At 43.2% G+C, this 17,220-nt stretch carries 14 protein-coding genes; all 14 read left to right on the top strand.

Annotation, left to right across the window (positions count from 1 at the left end):
* The first annotated feature begins 33 nt into the window (after window positions 1-33).
* Window positions 34-2,994, top strand: coding sequence for a SusC/RagA family TonB-linked outer membrane protein (locus AC1D0K_RS02595; RefSeq protein ID WP_477393071.1), 2,961 nt, complete (start codon window positions 34-36; stop codon window positions 2,992-2,994).
* Between the two features lie 7 nt (window positions 2,995-3,001).
* The gene (locus AC1D0K_RS02590) at window positions 3,002-4,483 is read left to right on the top strand and encodes a RagB/SusD family nutrient uptake outer membrane protein (protein WP_477393069.1); all 1,482 of its coding nucleotides are present in this window, start codon (window positions 3,002-3,004) and stop codon (window positions 4,481-4,483) included.
* Window positions 4,484-4,493: 10 nt separating this feature from the next.
* Window positions 4,494-5,582, top strand: coding sequence for a SusE domain-containing protein (locus tag AC1D0K_RS02585; protein ID WP_295720114.1), 1,089 nt, complete (start codon window positions 4,494-4,496; stop codon window positions 5,580-5,582).
* A 177-nt stretch (window positions 5,583-5,759) separates the two neighbouring features.
* Entirely contained in the window at window positions 5,760-8,213 is a 2,454-nt protein-coding gene (locus AC1D0K_RS02580) for a glycoside hydrolase family 31 protein (RefSeq protein ID WP_477393066.1), read from the top strand.
* 45 nt (window positions 8,214-8,258) lie between these two features.
* The gene (locus AC1D0K_RS02575) at window positions 8,259-9,635 is read left to right on the top strand and encodes an alpha-amylase family glycosyl hydrolase (protein ID WP_477393064.1); all 1,377 of its coding nucleotides are present in this window, start codon (window positions 8,259-8,261) and stop codon (window positions 9,633-9,635) included.
* 128 nt (window positions 9,636-9,763) lie between these two features.
* Window positions 9,764-9,895 carry a helix-turn-helix domain-containing protein gene (locus AC1D0K_RS02570; RefSeq protein WP_477393062.1) on the top strand — a complete coding sequence of 44 codons (132 nt, stop codon included), beginning with the start codon at window positions 9,764-9,766 and terminating at the stop codon, window positions 9,893-9,895.
* A 275-nt stretch (window positions 9,896-10,170) separates the two neighbouring features.
* A complete protein-coding gene (cynS, locus tag AC1D0K_RS02565; RefSeq protein ID WP_477393060.1) occupies window positions 10,171-10,611 on the top strand; it encodes a cyanase in 441 nt (146 codons plus the stop codon).
* 85 nt (window positions 10,612-10,696) lie between these two features.
* Entirely contained in the window at window positions 10,697-11,365 is a 669-nt protein-coding gene (locus AC1D0K_RS02560; RefSeq protein ID WP_477393058.1) for a carbonic anhydrase, read from the top strand.
* Between the two features lie 14 nt (window positions 11,366-11,379).
* A complete protein-coding gene (locus AC1D0K_RS02555) occupies window positions 11,380-12,261 on the top strand; it encodes an AraC family transcriptional regulator (protein WP_477462990.1) in 882 nt (293 codons plus the stop codon).
* A gap of 253 nt (window positions 12,262-12,514) precedes the next feature.
* A complete protein-coding gene (locus AC1D0K_RS02550) occupies window positions 12,515-13,129 on the top strand; it encodes an RNA polymerase sigma factor (protein WP_477393053.1) in 615 nt (204 codons plus the stop codon).
* Window positions 13,126-13,566, top strand: coding sequence for a hypothetical protein (locus tag AC1D0K_RS02545; RefSeq protein WP_477393051.1), 441 nt, complete (start codon window positions 13,126-13,128; stop codon window positions 13,564-13,566). Before AC1D0K_RS02550 ends, AC1D0K_RS02545 begins: the two co-directional genes overlap by 4 nt.
* Before the next feature lie 67 nt (window positions 13,567-13,633).
* Window positions 13,634-14,059 (top strand): hypothetical protein, encoded by a 426-nt coding sequence (locus tag AC1D0K_RS02540; protein WP_295720130.1) that lies wholly within the window; start codon window positions 13,634-13,636, stop codon window positions 14,057-14,059.
* Between the two features lie 130 nt (window positions 14,060-14,189).
* Window positions 14,190-14,576, top strand: a complete 387-nt coding sequence (locus tag AC1D0K_RS02535; RefSeq protein ID WP_477393049.1) for a hypothetical protein — start codon at window positions 14,190-14,192, stop codon at window positions 14,574-14,576.
* A 36-nt stretch (window positions 14,577-14,612) separates the two neighbouring features.
* On the top strand, window positions 14,613-17,066 hold the full coding sequence (locus tag AC1D0K_RS02530; RefSeq protein ID WP_477393047.1) for an outer membrane beta-barrel protein: 2,454 nt from the start codon (window positions 14,613-14,615) through the stop codon (window positions 17,064-17,066).
* Window positions 17,067-17,220 lie beyond the last annotated feature (154 nt).

Raw genomic sequence — 17,220 nt, 5'->3', positions numbered from 1 at the left:
GTGCTAACAAACCAATTTAAAACCAATAATTAAATGAAAAAAGTTTACTTATTCAAGTACGGCCTGACCGTGCTGCTTTTAATTTCTGCAATAGCTGTATTTGCTCAAAAAAGCACTTTCAAAGGTAAGGTGGTTGATGAGCTTAATCAGCCGTTACCAGGCGCTACTGTTCATGTTAAAGGAACAGATGAGGCTACCGTTACCGATATAAACGGTTCCTTTACCCTGTCGGGCAGCCAGGTCACAGTAACCGTTCAAATCTCATTTGTGGGATACGACCTGCTGGAACGCGTGATGAAGGCCAATGAAAACCCTGTTATTAAGTTAATTCCTAATTCGAAATCATTAACAGAGGTGGTTGTAGTGGGCTACGGAACGGTCAGGAAATCCGATCTTACAGGTTCTGTATCAAACATCGGCAGTAAAGATCTTAATCCGGGATCTGTAACCAATCCTTTACAGCAACTTACAGGTAAAGCTGCAGGTGTAAGCGTTACGCAGATAGGCAGCGAGCCTGGTGTTGCACCGACCGTGCGTATCCGTGGCATAACGTCATTACAGGGCGGTAACGATCCACTGGTGGTAGTTGATGGTATACAGGGTAATATGGACCTGTTAAACCAGGTGCCGCCAAGTGAAATTGCTGCAGTGGATATATTGAAAGATGCATCGGCGACAGCCATTTACGGTTCACGTGGTGCACCGGGTGTAATTGTTATTACCACCAAAAAAGGAAGCTCAGGCAAAAGCAGTGTAGAGTACACGGATAACACCTCGATGGATGTGATCGCCAAAAAACTCTCTGAATTAAATGCCGCCGAGTGGACAGCACAAGCCGAAAAGCAGGGTGTTGACGTATCGGCCAATCATGGCTCAAACACCGATTGGTTTAACTTACTTACCAGGAACGGGGTTACACAAAACCATTCCCTGGCTTTTGGCGGTGGCGCCAATGGTTTTAATTACCGTGCCTCTGTAAGTGCTATTAACCAAACAGGTATTGTTATCAACTCAAACTATAAAAAATATATAGGCAGGATAACGGCAACCCAAAAGGCTTTGGATGATAAGCTTACCCTTACCATGAATGTAAATAGCGGCATTAATGACGCTGTTTATAGTCCAATAGGTATTGGTCGTGCGGCATTCAATTCAAACCTCATCAGCAATACCTATGTATCAAGGCCAACGGATCCGGTATTTAATACCAATGGATCGTACTATGCCGACCCCAACGTATTTCAATACATTAATCCTTATGCCGTTTCACAAACTGTTAAAAACAATGTGAACACTAATAACCTGTTTGGCAGCTTAAGGGCCGACCTGGATATTTACAAAGGTTTATCGGCGGGATGGTTTGGCAGCTGGCGCAAATCTGATACCAACACCGGCTATTACGCACCGGCGGCGTCAACCATTGCAACGGCAATTGATAACAAAGGTATCGGCAATATCAGCAATAGTCACGTTGATGAAAAACTTATGGATATCAGCTTAAACTACAAACATGAATTTGGTTTAAGTCATTTCGACGCGTTGGCTATTTATGAGTGGCAGGCACAAACCTATAATGGCAGCTTTGCGCAGGGCAGGGGCTTTATCAATGACCTAGCCAGCTACAATGCTTTACAACTGGGTGATATTTCAAAAGTTTTGCAGGGCGATATTTCGTCCTACAAAAACGACAGGAGGCTGGTATCCTACATCGGCCAGATCCACTACTCCTACGATAATAAATACCTGTTAACCGCCAGTTTCAGGCGCGATGGTTCAACTGTATTTGGGGCTAACAACAAATGGGCAAATTTTCCATCTGCAGCAATAGCATGGCGCATTGACCAGGAAGGTTTCATGAAGGATCAAAACGTTTTAAGCAGCTTAAAATTACGTGTAGGCTACGGTGTTACCGGTAACCAGCAGGGGATAGGGCCTCAAAACTCTATCGCTTTGGTTGGCCAGGCTGGCTCTGTATTCTTTGGCGGTTCAACCATACCAAATTACGCTGCTACCCAAAATTCAAATCCAAACTTAAGGTGGGAAACACGAAAGCAAACAGATATCGGTTTAGATTTTTCATCACATGATACCCGTTTTAACGGTACTGTTGATGTGTACAACGCCAATACAGAAAACCTGTTGTTTAACTACACCGTACCACTTGAAGGTCCGTTTTTAACCACCAATATACTGGCCAACGTGGGTACTTTACGCTCGCGCGGTCTGGAGCTTTCTTTAAGCTACATGGTTATTAAAAATCAAAACACCACTTTAACACTTGCAGCTAATGGCTCACTAATGCAAAGCAAGGTTACCAAACTTGGCGGCAAAATTGAAGGCTATGATATACCAACCAATTATGTTGGATGGGGCGGCGGCGGTAACGCGTACCTTGTTGTAGGCAAACCGGTAGGTACCTTCCTTATTTTAAAACACCTGGGCAAAGATGCCAACAGCGCCGAAACCGTTGTTGACCAGGATAAAAACGGCACTATTGACCAGGGATCACAAAGTAAAGACAGGATTGAAGAAGGCCAGGCATTACCAAAATACACTTATGCTTTTACCTCAAGCTTTACCTACAAAAACTTTGATGCATCGATGGTTTGGCGCGGATCTGGCGGTAATAAAATTTACAATGGCCTGCGCCAGGAGCTAAGTTTATTAGAAAACCTGGGGAAATCAAATGTGCTTTCAAGCGCCGTGCCACTGGGCATACAATCATCCCAATACGGATCTGACCTTTGGTTGGAGAGCGGATCATACTTAAGATGGGAAAACCTCTCTTTAGGATACAGGTTTAACCTCACCAAAGTTAAATACATCAGCGCGCTGCGTTTATCCTTAACCGGCCAAAATCTGGCCATCATTACCAAATACAAAGGTATTGACCCCGAGTTGGATACAAGCGGCGGAAGCTCATCAGGTGCCGACTACGGAACTTACCCCCGTACCAGGACCTTTTCAATAGGCTTAAACGTTGTTTTAAAATAATCAGATCATGAAAAAAATATTATTCAGTATTTTTATTATTGGCCTTGCTGCTCAAAGCTGCACCAAGGTTAATGAAAACGTATATGACAAATATGCTGCTAACCAATTTTACTCAACACCGGCTGGTGCAGATGTGGCGTTGGCAAGCGTATATGCAAAAGTTACCGGCTCATGGGGTTCTAATTATGCCGGCAGGGATAACTGCTGGTATGACCTTAACTGCTTCTCATCTGATGAGCAGGTAATACCTCACCGTAATACCGGCGACTGGCAGCTTGATTTTGCACAGTTATATACCCGCACCGCATTGCCAAGTCTTGGTATCATTAACAATACCTGGAACTGGGCCTACTCCACCATTTACACCGCCAACTTAGCAATATCTGAGCTTACCGCGGCAAAAGCAGATCCGGCAAAAATAGCTGAGGCTAAAGTTACCCGCGCCTGGCTTTATTATCTGCTGATAGATGATTTTGGTGATGTGCCTTTTTACACAGATAACAACACCGATATCTCCAAGATTCCGCAGGAAAAAAGAGCCACCATTTACAATTTTATAGTAAGTGAGCTTAAAGCCAATGTAGACCTTTTATCTGAAACAAGAGGCGGCGCTTACTATGGCAGGTTTAATAAATGGGCCGGATACACGGTATTGGCCAAAGTTTACTTAAATGCCGAAGTGTATACCGGTACCGCCCATTGGGCAGATGCGCTTGCAGCTTGTAACAAAGTAGCATCCGGCGGTTTTACCTTACACCCGGCAAGCGCAAGTACAGGCAGCGCGCTGGGCAATACTTACTATGACCTTTTTGGCGATGTATGCCCTAACGATGAAACCATTTTCGCTTTGTTTATTACGCAAAATGTGATCAGCGGTAATATCTACGCCATCAGGAGTTTAAATAGTCCGAATGGTACCGCGCTGATTGGTTTTGCCGGCTGGAATGGTACCATCATCCCATCAGAGTATTACGATAAGTTTGATAATACCGATATAAGGAAGAAACAATTCCTGGTTGGCGCACAGGCCGGTGGTACTACTTATACCAAAGAGGTATCATCATTAATTGATCCGGGGGCAGGGCCTAATGAAGGTATCAGGGACGTTAAATTCTTCCCGGTAAAACCATCAGACGGCAGCGGCGAATCAAATGATTTCCCGGTGTACAGGTACGCGGATGTATTGCTAATGCAGGCCGAGTGTAACCTTCGGTTAGGAAACGCGGCTGCAGCCGCCCCCTTCCTTAACCAGGTTAGGGAAAGAGCCGGCCTTAGCGATATCGGCTCGCCCACCCTCGATAATATTTACGATGAAAGAGGATTTGAATTGAACATGGAAGGCCACCGCAGGCAGGATATGATCAGGTTTGATAAGTTTTTACTGGCACATGGTTTTGTACAAACAACACCTGCCTATAGGAAATTATTTCCTATCCCAACTGCCGCGCTTAACGCAAACACCAGTTTGAAACAAAACACAGGTTATTAATTATTGAGTTATGAAAAAAATAATCAATTTAACATTAGTAGCAATGGCCTTTATGGCCGTTGCCTGCCATAAGCAGGCCGAGCTTACCACGCTAAAGCCTGTTGCTTTTACGGGTACTGTAACCGCGTCAACCACAACGGCTACGCTTACACCGGCTACAGATGATCAATCGGTGATCACATTTACCTGGCCGGCGGTGGTGTATCCGTACAAATCGCATGTAACCTATACGCTGCAGGCTGATTTGCCAACCGACACCGTGGGTGCTAACGCCTGGCAAAATGCCACATCGGTATTAATTGGTAATGATGTATTAACCAAAACCTATAAAGGCAGCGAGTTAAACACCTTGGCCCTTGCCCTGGGTGTCACTCCAAATGAGGTAGGTAAAATGGTTTTCAGGATACAGGCTTACCAGGACAGGAACGCTTACACCAAAGCTATAACGCTTACCGTAAGTCCGTATAAAATAATCCTGCCGCCAAGCAATAATTACCCGGTATTATACCTGCCTGGCGATTATCAGGGCTGGTCGCCGGGTACAGCGGGCACGGTTGCGGCATCGGTACCCAACATTTATGAAGGTTACATTTATGAACCCGCCGGTGGCAGCTATCACTTTAAGTTTACCAGCGCACCAGACTGGGACCACATTAACTATGGCGATGGCGGTACAGGTTTACTAAGTACCGATGGAACCAAGGGCGATTTGGTATTGCCAGGTCCGGGTGTTTATGAACTGGTTGCCAACCCATCCGCCTTAAAATGGTCATATACCCTGGTTACCTGGGGCATTATTGGCGATGCTACACCTGGTAGCTGGGATAAGGATACCCAAATGACCTACGATGCCACCAAAAAAGTTTGGACAGTAACAGCAGATATGCTTGCCAGTGGTTCATTCAAATTCAGGGCTAATAATCAGTGGGCAATTGATTTTGGTGTAACCGCAGATGGCAAACTACAATATGCTGATAATCCTGCACTACCCTACAACGGATCATTAAATAACTTAACAGTGCCGTCAAACGGTAATTATACCATTACGTTAGATCTGCATGATCCTAACAACTACAATTTTAAGTTAAAGAAAAACTAATCAAATAAGGCGGCACGAAAGCGCCGCCTTATGAATATCCATTTTTAATAATTTGACTATGTTATTGAGAATTACATAGGTGCTTAGTTGATTACAGGGTGCCATACATGGTTGGCACTCCTGTTTTTTACCTGCAATTATTTACAGCAATAACAAACTCATTACCCAGATTAATTCATGAAATTCATTAAGATCACATTTTTGCTTGCATGTGTTTTAAACTTGCCGCGTGTTAAGGCACAATCACCTGTGGTAATGCCCGGTAATTTTGAAACTGCTACTATTGGAAAACAGGATGTTACTTTTAAAACTACCAACGCTTATGGTAAAATAACAGTTTACAGCCCATCCATTGTTCGCGTACAATTAGATAAAAGCCCGCTTGGCGGTGATTTTTCTTACGCTGTTGTTGGTAAAATGATGCCCGTAAATGCGCAGATAACCCAAACAGAAGGCGAAATAAATATCACTACCGATTCGCTTAAGACTGTAATTCAAAAAAAGCCTTTCAGCATCGCCTTTTACACAATCGCTGGCAAAGTGATCAACCAGGACGAACCGGGCTTGACCACTTCATGGGTTAATCAATCGGTAACAACCTACAAAAAAATGCAGGATGATGAGCACTTTGTGGGTCTTGGCGAAAAAACCGGTAATCTTGACCGTAAGGGTAATGCCTATATCAACTGGAACTCCGACGTATATGGTTACAGAACGGATGCCGATCCGCTTTACTCCACCATTCCATTTTACGCGGGTATTCACCACGGTTTAAACTATGGTATTTTCATGGATAACAGTTATCAAAGCGATTTTAACTTTGGTGCCAGCAACAACCGTTTTTCATCATTTGGCGCGCATGGCGGGCAAATGAACTATTATTTTATCTACCATAAAAAAATGGCAGATATCATTGCTTCTTATACCTGGTTAACCGGGCGCATGCCTTTGCCGCCAAAATGGTCGTTAGGTTATCAGCAAAACCGCTACAGTTATTACCCCACCGCCGAGGTAATGCGTATAGCGCAAACGCTGCGCGAGAAACGCATCCCTGCCGATGGTATTACCTTAGATATTCATTACATGGATAGGTACCAGCTATTTACCTGGAACAAGAGTCGCTTTCCCGATCCGGTAAAGATGAGCAGCGATTTAAACAAGCTTAATTTTAAACTAACGGTTATTGTTGACCCAGGCATTAAGGTTGAAAAAGGCGCTCCTGCTTATGAAAGTGGTTTAAAACAGGATGTATACATCAAATACCCCGATGGTACACCTTATACCGGGCAGGTATGGCCGGGCTGGTGTAATTTTACCGATTTTACCAGCGAAAAGGGCCGTGCATGGTGGCGCAACCAAGTCGACTTCTTTGCTAAATCAGGCGTGAGCGGGATATGGAATGACATGAATGAGATATCTACCTGGGGGCAAAAAATGCCCGACAATGTTTTATTTGATTTTGACGGCAGGCAAACCACCCATCTGGAAGCGCATAACGTGTATGGCCTGGAGATGATTCGAGCCAGCTATGAAGGTGCTTTGGAACATTTTAAAGAACGCCCCTTTATCCTGAGTCGCTCCGGTTACGCAGGTTTGCAACGCTACTCGGCCATTTGGACGGGCGATAACCGTGCCGAAGAAGATCACATGCTGTTAGGTATCAGGTTAATGAATAGCCTGGGCTTAAGTGGGGTATCTTTTACGGGGATGGACATTGGTGGCTTTACCGGTAACCCAACCACTTCGCTGTATACCCGTTGGATTGAACTGGGTGCCTTTATCCCTTATTACCGTAATCATACCGCGCTTAACAGCCGTGCTGCCGAACCCTGGGCTTTTGGTGAAGACGTACTGGATATAGCCCGTAATTATATCAGTCTGCGTTACCAGCTTATGCCGTATTTATATTCGTCATTTTATGAATCAACCCAAAACGGGATGCCGGTAATGCGTTCATTGGCTATCAACTATACTTTTGACCCTAAAGTGTTGGATGCTGCCTACCAGAACCAGTATGAGTTTGGCAACGGATTTATGGTTGCACCGTTTGAAAGTACCGCCTCATTTGGAAAAGTTTATTTCCCCGCAGGTAACTGGTATGATTTTTACACCGGCGTAGAGCAAAAGGGTGGGCAGGAGGTAACTGTTCCGTTAACGCTAAGTAAACTGCCGGTTTATGTTAAGGGTGGCAGCATTATACCCATGCAATCATTAACCCAGTCGACGGCTGAATTGCCTACAGATACCCTTGCCGTGCATGTTTACAAAGGCAGCAAGGCAAACCATTTTGTTTATTACGAAGATGATGGCAAAAGCTTTAGTTATCAAAAAGGTGACTTTTACAAACGGACCATCAGCTTCGATCCAGATAAAAAAGCCATCACTTTTGACAAGGCCGAAGGTAGTTTTAAAACCAATTTTAAATACATCAGGCTGGTGCTTCATGGCTTTGAGCAGTCAACATCAGTTAAAGTCGGCAACACTGATTTAAAACTACAGGATAGCAGTGTAGCCTTTTTGGGTGCTGCTGCCAATACCGACCCGCAAGGAAGCGTTAACGCGCCAGACAATAGCCCGGTTAAAACCATAACCATCAGCAATGCATCAACTAACATTCAAATAAATTATTAATAAAAAGGAAACGTGTGTATGAATTTGTGTAACAAAAAATCCCAGATGAATAGTTTAATACTACTTATGATGCTCGTAGGCTCATTACTGGGCTGCGGCAAAAAAACTCCTGCACCATCAGATACAGGCACAACCAACCCTCCACCGGTAAGCGGCGACCCGGCACAATACGGTACCCCGTTTAGTGGCGTTCCTGCCAGCAAGGATATTGTGATGTACGAGGTGAATTTAAAAACCTATTCGCCCATAGGGCTTAACAGCGCGATGGCCCGCCTTGATTCTATCAAAGCGCTTGGCATCAATGTAGTTTGGTTAATGCCTACCTATCCGGTTGGTGTATTAAAGGCGTCAGGATCGCCCTATGCGGTAAAAGATTATATGGCTGTAAATGCTGACTTTGGCACCCTGGAAGACCTGCGGGCTTATGTTGCCAAAGCACATACTTTGGGCATGGCGGTGATATTGGATTGGGTGGCCAACCACACTTCGTGGGACAATGCCTGGATCCAAAATAAATCATGGTACCAGCAGGATGCCGGGGGAAATATCATTATTCCGCCGGGAACTAATTACAGCGATGTTGCAGCCTTAAACTACAACAATGCCAATATGCGCGCGGCCATGATCAAGGCCATGAAATACTGGATCTTTAATGCCAATATTGACGGTTACCGTTGCGATTTTGCCGATAACGTGCCTAACGATTTCTGGGCGCAGGCATTGGATACCTTAAATACTATAAAAACCCATAAGCTGATCTATTTGGCCGAAGGCACAAAAGGACCGGAAATAACAGCCGGTTTCCAGCTTAGCTATGCGTTTAGTTATTATAGTACCCTTAAAAATGTATTTGCAGGAACTCAAACTCCCTCGGCTTTATTTAGCACCAATACGGCAGAAATTGCTTCGCTACCATCACCAGGCATTAAGCTAAGGTATATCACCAACCATGACAATGCATCTTCTGACGGCAGCACCATAACCGAATATAAAGGCAAGCAGGGTGCATTGGCAGCGTTTGTTTTAGCGGCTTATATGGGTGGTGTACCGTTGGTATACAGCAGCCAGGAAGTAGGATATCCTAACGCGATTAATTTTTTTAACAATGTACCAGTTGATTATAGTGCCAACCCCGATATGGTTGCTGAATATAAAAAGATCATCGCCTTTCGCCAGGCTCACGAGGCCGTTAAAACCGGCGCGTTAACTGCTTACAACGACAATGACATTGCCGCCTTTGAGAAAAAAACAGGTGCCGATGATGTGTTGGTACTGGTAAATACGAAAAATAGCAGTATCAATTATACTGTTCCGGCCGCGTTGCAAGGCACCACCTGGACTAACGGCTTAACTAAAATTAACACCACCTTCAATACCCAGGTTACCCTGCAACCGTACCAATACCTAGTGTTGAAAAGATAAGTTTTTCTTGTTTACTTTTTATATAAAGGCGGCTTGGTCTCCGCTTTTTGGATTTGGTAATCACAGCGCGATGCAGTGATTACCTTTTTTATTATAGGGCGATGGCAACGAACTAAGTAGCAAAAAGATTGTTTTTTTATACAGGCAAGTCGGCTAAAGAAATTGCCTACGAATTGGGTTTTGAGGATGCGGCACACTTTAGCCGGTTCTTTAAAAATATAACAGGCCAAAATATTTCAGAATACAAAAAAGAAGGATAACTCATTATTCCGGGCCATAATCCAAATCAAGGTATTTTCAGATCTCTCAGTTTATTTTTACTACCCCTTGTTTCTAAACCCGCTAAGCCATCTAAGCCGATCCATTACGGGAAGTAAAAATTCTACGATTCCTGTATGATAGCAAGTCCTGTAACTTAACAGGCCGTAGTGATGGAAAGTAAATGAATCAGTAAAATGTACCGCAATCTCACTAATTACCACCGTGTCAATAATCTGACAGCCAGTATTTTTGATTAATAAAAAAAAATTAAAAGATGGACAAAAAAACAGCAGCTGAATTAATTATTCAAAGCATCAAAAACAAAAAAATAAAATTTCAGGATTTAGCAGACGCTATCGGCAGTAGTTTGATTTTTACTATACACGCCCTGCATGGTCAGGCCACTTTGGATCAGGAAGCCGCCGAAAAAATCGGAGAGATATTATCGCTGACGCCAGAACTTGTGGCATCGTTACAAGAAATTCCGCTAAGAAGTGCATTACAAGCTACACCTACTGATCCAACTTTGTACAGGTTAATTGAAATGATGCAGAATTATGGCCCGGATATTAAAGCGGCCATTAATGAGCTGTTCGGAGACGGTGCGATGAGCGGTATTGATTTTAAGATAGACATCGAAAAGATTGAATCACCTAACGGTGCCCGCGTGAAGCTAATTTTAGATGGCAAGTTTTTACCATTTAATAAATTCTAAGCAGGTATCAGGAGCATAAAGAAGAATCAAAGTGCTTTATGCTCCTTAACAAAAGGAAAAACCGATAAAATAAAATTGAGAGATCATGGAATTAAAATTAGCACAAACAGATAGTTACAAAGCTCTGCTCAAAGCCAATAGCGACTGGGCAACTAAACGTATACAGGAAGAACCTGATTTTTTCAACAAACTGGCCGCTGGTCAAAGTCCCGAGATATTATGGATAGGGTGTGCAGACAGCCGCGTTCCGGCAAATGAAGTTACAGGTACGCGGGCAGGCGAAGTATTTGTACATCGTAATATTGCAAATGTAATCGTACATTCGGATATGAACATGTTAAGTGTTCTGGATTACGCGGTAAATACTTTAAAAGTTAAGCATGTGATTGTTGCCGGCCACTACGGGTGCGGTGGTGTAACCGCGGCGTTAAGTAAAAAACAGTTTGGCCTGATAGACAATTGGTTAAGGCATATCAAAGATGTTTACCGCATACACAGTCATGAATTGGATGCCATTGAGAACCAGACAGAGAAAGTATACCGACTTGTAGAACTAAACGTTGAAGAACAGGTTTATAATTTATGCAGAACGACAGTTGTACAAAATGCATGGAAAGAGCGCACAGATCTGGAAGTGCATGGATGGGTAATAGATTTGAAAACTGGTCTTGTAAAAGATTTGAACGTATCACATAACAACGCGCATAGTTTAGGATATGTTTATGAATTGAATGAAGAAACAGTGAGCCACTAACATTATGTTTAAGGATGAAAAGTGAGTTTAAAGTATATGATATCTGCGAGTTTTCTTTAGATAGGCAGCAGGACGTTATTGTCAGTCGTTTTGCTGTCTATTTAAAAAATCTCAAATACCTTCATTTTCCGCATCGTCACGATTTTTATCACCTGATATTATTTACGCATGGTGGCGGTAGCTTTTCAATTGACTTTCAAAATTTCAAGATCATACCATACAGGGCCTATTTTATGGCCCCCGGTCAGGTGCACGGCTGGGACTTCGAGGGTAATATGGATGGCTATGTCATTAATTTCTCTGTTCAGTTTTTTCAATCTTTCTTACTAAAATCCGACTACCTGGATCAATTCTATTTTCTTAATGGTATCGCGGGTGATTCAGTGATTGACATTTTGGAAGAACAAAGAGCATCAATTACCGAAATCTTCGAAAATGCGGTTATAGAAATGGAAAAACAACACCGTTTTAAAACGGATGCGATCAGAGTTTGGATTCTGCAACTTTTTTTACAGATTGGAAATATGAATGTGAGAAATGAGGTACACCCGGCAGATTCTTATAACATGACGTTGTTGCGAAATTTTGAAAAGTTGATTGAAAAAAATTACCTGAACCTGCGGTTGCCAAAGCAGTATGCCGAGCTTTTATTCATTACTCCTAATCATTTAAATGCGCTTTGCAATGAAGTACTGGGGAAGTCTGCGGGAGATTTAATCCGAAACAGGATTGCGCTCGAAGCTAAACGGATGCTGATTAATTTCAATTTAACGATTACGGAAATCGCGTACGCGTTAAATTTTGAAGACAACTCCTATTTTTGCAAATTCTTTAAGAAACAAGCTGGGCTGTCTCCCGATGGATTCAGAAAGCACATTCATACGGATACCGAATAAATAGCGAAAAGCGCTACCTATTCAAATACCCCTGTTAAATGCAGGTACCGGTCATTTGTAACCAATTAAAAGAAACTTTTTGCTGATTGATCTTGTATTTCCCCTTTATAATTTAAGCCAGGCACGGGAGTTTTCACCATAATGCTAACAAAAAACAATTCAAAGTTAAAAGTGCATTAACGAACGTATTACCGGCGACTTGATACTGAAAAATTATTGCAACCTTTATGCAATAGCCCGGTCTAATCAGTAAGTGAGCCACCAAAACGAATATCAGCATACAGATCAACAACTGGTTTCCCGCGCTTTGGGCGGCGACAGGTATGCTTTTGGTAATATTATTAAAAACACCGAGGGGCTGGTGGCTCAACTGATATTTAAAATGATACCAGTACCCGCAGATAGAAAAGACCTTGCTCAGGATGTTTACCTGAAAGTTTATAAAAATTTGCCGGGCTTTAAATTTAAGTCCAAATTATCAACCTGGATAGGGCAGATCACTTACAATACCTGCCTGCATTACCTGGAGAAAAAGAAGGTAATGCTGGTAGACGGGCGGGATAATGAGGATGACGGGCAACAGCAAACGCTTGAGCGGCTGCAGCAAAAAGATGCCGGCCATTATGATAATGAGGTAGAGCGGTTATTTTCAGCAAAGGAATTATCTGTTATTTTAAATGCCGAAATGGATAAGCTATCGCCGGTATACAAAACGTTGTTATCCCTTTATCACCAGGAAGAAATGAGCTATGCTGAAATTTGCGAAATCAGCAACCTACCCGAAGGCACTGTTAAAAATTACCTTTTCAGGGCCCGTCAGGCTTTAAAACAAAATCTGCTAACCAACTATAAACGCGGAGATTTATGAGTAGTTATCATCCTTCAGACAATGATTTACAGCAATACGCCCTGGAGGGCACATTCGCCGGCGAAGACATTGCCGCCCATGCACAAGGCTGTGCCACTTGCAGCGCCAAGCTGGCCAATTATCGCCTGCTTACCCAACAAATGAGCGTCATGCAAAAGCCGGCTTTTGATTTTAACCTTGCCGAACTGGTGCTGGGGCAACTGCCCGCCCCAAAAGCAGAGTTTCCCTGGATCACTGTTTTAGGTGTTGCGTTAACCATGATATTTTTAGCTACAGTATCATTGGTATTCGGCAACTACCTGGTACTGTTATTTAAAAGCCTGCCAGCGTTGTTTGTTGCCATTTTAACATCAAGCGCAATAGCTGTATTTGGGGGCGTGCTCAATACAATAATTAAAGAACACCACGACCAAATGAAAAAACTGGATTTTAATTGATTAATTAACTGCAACATAAACACAGGCTGCCGGTCTCATCCGGTATTACAACGATAAAAACAGCAACATGAAAAAATCAGCCACCATCATATTCCTAATGTTAGCAGGTATTACTGCCAATGCCCAAACCGTATTTGATCCCTTTACAAACGAGCAGGCTTTTTTTGAGATGATGCACAGCATAGTGATCATTATTCTCGTTTTCCTGGCCTCCTCGTTCGTACTCACACTCATCAAGCTATTTTTAGACGACAGGTTAAAACGCACCATTGTTGAAAAAGGCGTTGCCGAAGGTGTAATTGCCCAATTACTACCTGCAAACCAAAAAGGCAAAGAGAACTCGCTTAAATGGTTTGCCATATTAACCGCCATTGCTATCGGTCTTACAGTTGTAAGCTTTTATATGCCATCGGGACTGTATGCCGCCACCGTGATGATATTTAGCATCGCCCTGGGTTTCCTGGGATATTACTTCCTGTTAAAAAGGCTGTAAACTGCGAGAGGCAAATAGAGTCAAGAGTTAAGAATCAAGAGTTAAGACAGCTGCAAAATTTAAACGTCTGCACCTTGGGCACAGGGAAAGCTATGCCCTTTAATTAATCAACCCTCAAAAATTATCAACCATGAAATCGTTTTATTTTTTACTTATAGCCGGTATTATATCCCTTACTATATGCCTGGCATTTACTATTGCCGATAACGGCGGCCGTACCGATATTAAAATAACCGAAACCCCTAAACTATTTAAACTGGAGGCTTCCTACAATCGCGGTCAGGCTAAAAAGGTAGAGGCTTATTTTAATGAGACTTTAAAGCCGGTAATCGTATTCAAAAATTCCGATGATGTGAATACGAAAATCAACCTGGCCGATAGCAGTAACTTTTATATCAAAGCCTCTGCCGGATGGCTGCTGGTTAAAGTTGATAAAAACACCAATTCTGCAGCATCCTTATCGCGACTCAAAAACCTTTGCCAGCAGTTAAGTAAAACTGTAATTAAGCCGGAGTAGGTTTGAGCTCGTAACAACCCCTTTAATCTTATCGAAATGAAAAAACTGATCATGGTTATTTTAACCATATGGATAACTATTGCCCCGATTTTTGTAAATGCCCAAACAGCAACAGGTAAAATAACAGGTAGGGTATTGTATGCTGACCAAAAGCCCGCCAGTGGCGCTACTGTAATTTTAAGCGATGCCAAAGATTCGGTCACCCTGAAATATGAGCTGGTTGATGCCGGTGGACATTTTGTTTTTGACGGCGTTAAAGGTGGAGCTTACCGGGTGGTGGTAACCGCTATGGGGTATAATAAATATAAAAGCGACATCATAACCATCAATCAGGAACAACCGCCTGTTGTATTAAAAGATATCGTATTGCAAACCGGCCAGGTGGCGCTGAAAGAAGTAAGCATCACAAGCCAAAAATCATATATTGAGCACAAGATAGACCGCACGGTTTTGAATGTCGATGCGCTTATCAGTAACGCTGGTGCAACCGCGCTTGATGTATTGGAAAAATCGCCGGGGGTGCTGGTTGATCAAAACGGGACTATCAGCCTTAAAGGGCAGCAGGGAGTAGCTATCTTTATGGATGATAAGCCAACTTATTTATCGGGCGCCGCTCTCGCCGATTATTTACGTGCCCTGCCATCATCAAGCCTGCAGCAAATAGAAATCATGACCAACCCGCCGGCGAAATATGACGCGGCGGGCAATGCAGGGGTTATCAATATAAAAACAAAAAAAACACAGCTTAAAGGCTTCAACCTGGGGCTAAGCCTAAGTGTTGGCCAAACCCACTACACCCGCACCAATAACAGCCTTAACTTCAATTACCGCAAAAATAAACTGAACTTGTTTGGTAACCTGGCTTACATCGTGCGTAACAGCTATGCCGATGTAGCCATCTTTAGGCGATATAAAAATACCAGCGGCGAAACTACAGGTATTTTCAACCAGGATACCTATAACCGCCGGCAGGGGCATGGTGGCAAGCTTACCATTGGCGCCGATTATTACGCAACACCAAATACAACCTATGGCATAGCGATGACCGGCTTAGCCCGTTATCCTTATTTGCCAAGCACAGGCACGGGCAACCTGTTAAATGCAGCTGGTCAGCTTGATTCAAGCGTTGTTTCAAAAAATACCGAAAAAGGAAGCTTTAAAAATACCGCCCTAAACCTGAATTACAGGCACGAGTTTAAAAAAGACGGTCCGGATATTACTGCCAATCTGGATTATCTTAACTATGCCACCACCAACAAACAGGATTTTGATAATGAAACCTTTTTGCCCAGTGGTGCATTGATAAGCCAAAGTAGCTTAAACGGGAGCCTACCATCAAATATTAAAATTGTATCGGCCAAGGCAGACTACGGTCATCCCCTGGGTAATGGCCTGAAACTGGAAGCCGGCTTAAAAGCCAGCTATACCCAAACTGATAACATAGCCAATTATTTTAATACTGCAAACGGCAATGCCACGCCCGATTATGATAAAACCAACCATTTTAATTACAAGGAACATATTAACGCCGCTTACCTTAACCTGAACAGGGATTTTAAAAGGCTGAGTATTCAGGCTGGTTTAAGGCTGGAAAATACAGGCTCAAACGGGCATCAGCTGGGCAACGTTATGAAGCCCGACTCGTCCTTTAACCGGACCTATACCGATCTGTTCCCCACAATGTTTATACAATACAAGCTGGATAGCCTGGGCGATAACCAGGTACAGCTAAATTACGGCCGCCGCATTGACAGACCGTATTACCAGGACCTGAATCCTTTTGTTACCCCGTTTGATAAGTTTACCTATTACGTGGGTAACCCATATCTACAGCCATCGTTCGCCAATAAAATTGAGTTAGCTTATATTTTTAAAAACCATATTACCGGTACCCTCAGCTACAGTGACACAAAGAATGATGCCGATGAAACTATCCAGATAGTAAACGGCATTTATTACAGCCGCCCCGGTAATATAGGCCACAAAACGGTTAGCAGTTTTTCTGTAGATGGAGACTTTGAGCCGGCAAAATGGTTGAGCGTACAAATAAATGCCGAAGTAACCCGTATCCACTCGCGCAGTAATTTTTACACCGGCGTGCTGGATACCAAAGGCACATTTGTATACGGCCAGGGTATTTTACAGTTTAAACTACAAAATGGCTTTAACCTGCAGCTGGATGGTAATTACCAAAGCAGCATTACCAATGCCCAGTTTGTTACAGGCGGCAAGGGCGCGTTAAATGCAGCGGTATCTAAGAACCTATCGCCTAAGGTAGCCCTTAAATTTAGTGTGAATGATATTTTGTATACTAACATAAACCGGGGAGCCATCAATAACCTGTACCTAACAGATGCCACTTATACCAACCACGGCGATACCCGGTCGGCCTTATTAACCCTCAGTTTCCGTTTTGGCAAAGCTGTAGCTGGGCAGCGTAAAAAAGAGCAAACCGGCGCCGATGCCGAGCAGGGGAGGGTGAAGAATTAGTGCAAGCAGTAAAGCGAATTAAAAAGTCGAAAAGTGTTGATTTAAAAGGAAAAATAAGAGGCAAGGTAGGGTACTATCCATTGCTTACGACGGCAGCGGGCAAAATGATACCTTGGTTTTCGGCCAGTTGCAGCAGTTTTTGTTCTGCCTTACT

Source organism: Mucilaginibacter sp. P1_A3 (assembly GCF_056406855.1).
This window is presented reverse-complemented; position numbering and strand designations above follow the sequence as displayed.

Bases quoted from the DNA above. Each gene is read 5' to 3' on its own strand.
- AC1D0K_RS02595 (WP_477393071.1), top strand. From the start codon at position 34: ATGAAAAAAGTTTACTTATTCAAGTACGGCCTGACCGTGCTGCTTTTA.
- AC1D0K_RS02590 (WP_477393069.1), top strand. From the start codon at position 3,002: ATGAAAAAAATATTATTCAGTATTTTTATTATTGGCCTTGCTGCTCAA.
- AC1D0K_RS02585 (WP_295720114.1), top strand. From the start codon at position 4,494: ATGAAAAAAATAATCAATTTAACATTAGTAGCAATGGCCTTTATGGCC.
- AC1D0K_RS02580 (WP_477393066.1), top strand. From the start codon at position 5,760: ATGAAATTCATTAAGATCACATTTTTGCTTGCATGTGTTTTAAACTTG.
- AC1D0K_RS02575 (WP_477393064.1), top strand. From the start codon at position 8,259: ATGAATAGTTTAATACTACTTATGATGCTCGTAGGCTCATTACTGGGC.
- cynS (WP_477393060.1), top strand. From the start codon at position 10,171: ATGGACAAAAAAACAGCAGCTGAATTAATTATTCAAAGCATCAAAAAC.
- AC1D0K_RS02560 (WP_477393058.1), top strand. From the start codon at position 10,697: ATGGAATTAAAATTAGCACAAACAGATAGTTACAAAGCTCTGCTCAAA.
- AC1D0K_RS02555 (WP_477462990.1), top strand. From the start codon at position 11,380: ATGAAAAGTGAGTTTAAAGTATATGATATCTGCGAGTTTTCTTTAGAT.
- AC1D0K_RS02545 (WP_477393051.1), top strand. From the start codon at position 13,126: ATGAGTAGTTATCATCCTTCAGACAATGATTTACAGCAATACGCCCTG.
- AC1D0K_RS02540 (WP_295720130.1), top strand. From the start codon at position 13,634: ATGAAAAAATCAGCCACCATCATATTCCTAATGTTAGCAGGTATTACT.
- AC1D0K_RS02535 (WP_477393049.1), top strand. From the start codon at position 14,190: ATGAAATCGTTTTATTTTTTACTTATAGCCGGTATTATATCCCTTACT.
- AC1D0K_RS02530 (WP_477393047.1), top strand. From the start codon at position 14,613: ATGAAAAAACTGATCATGGTTATTTTAACCATATGGATAACTATTGCC.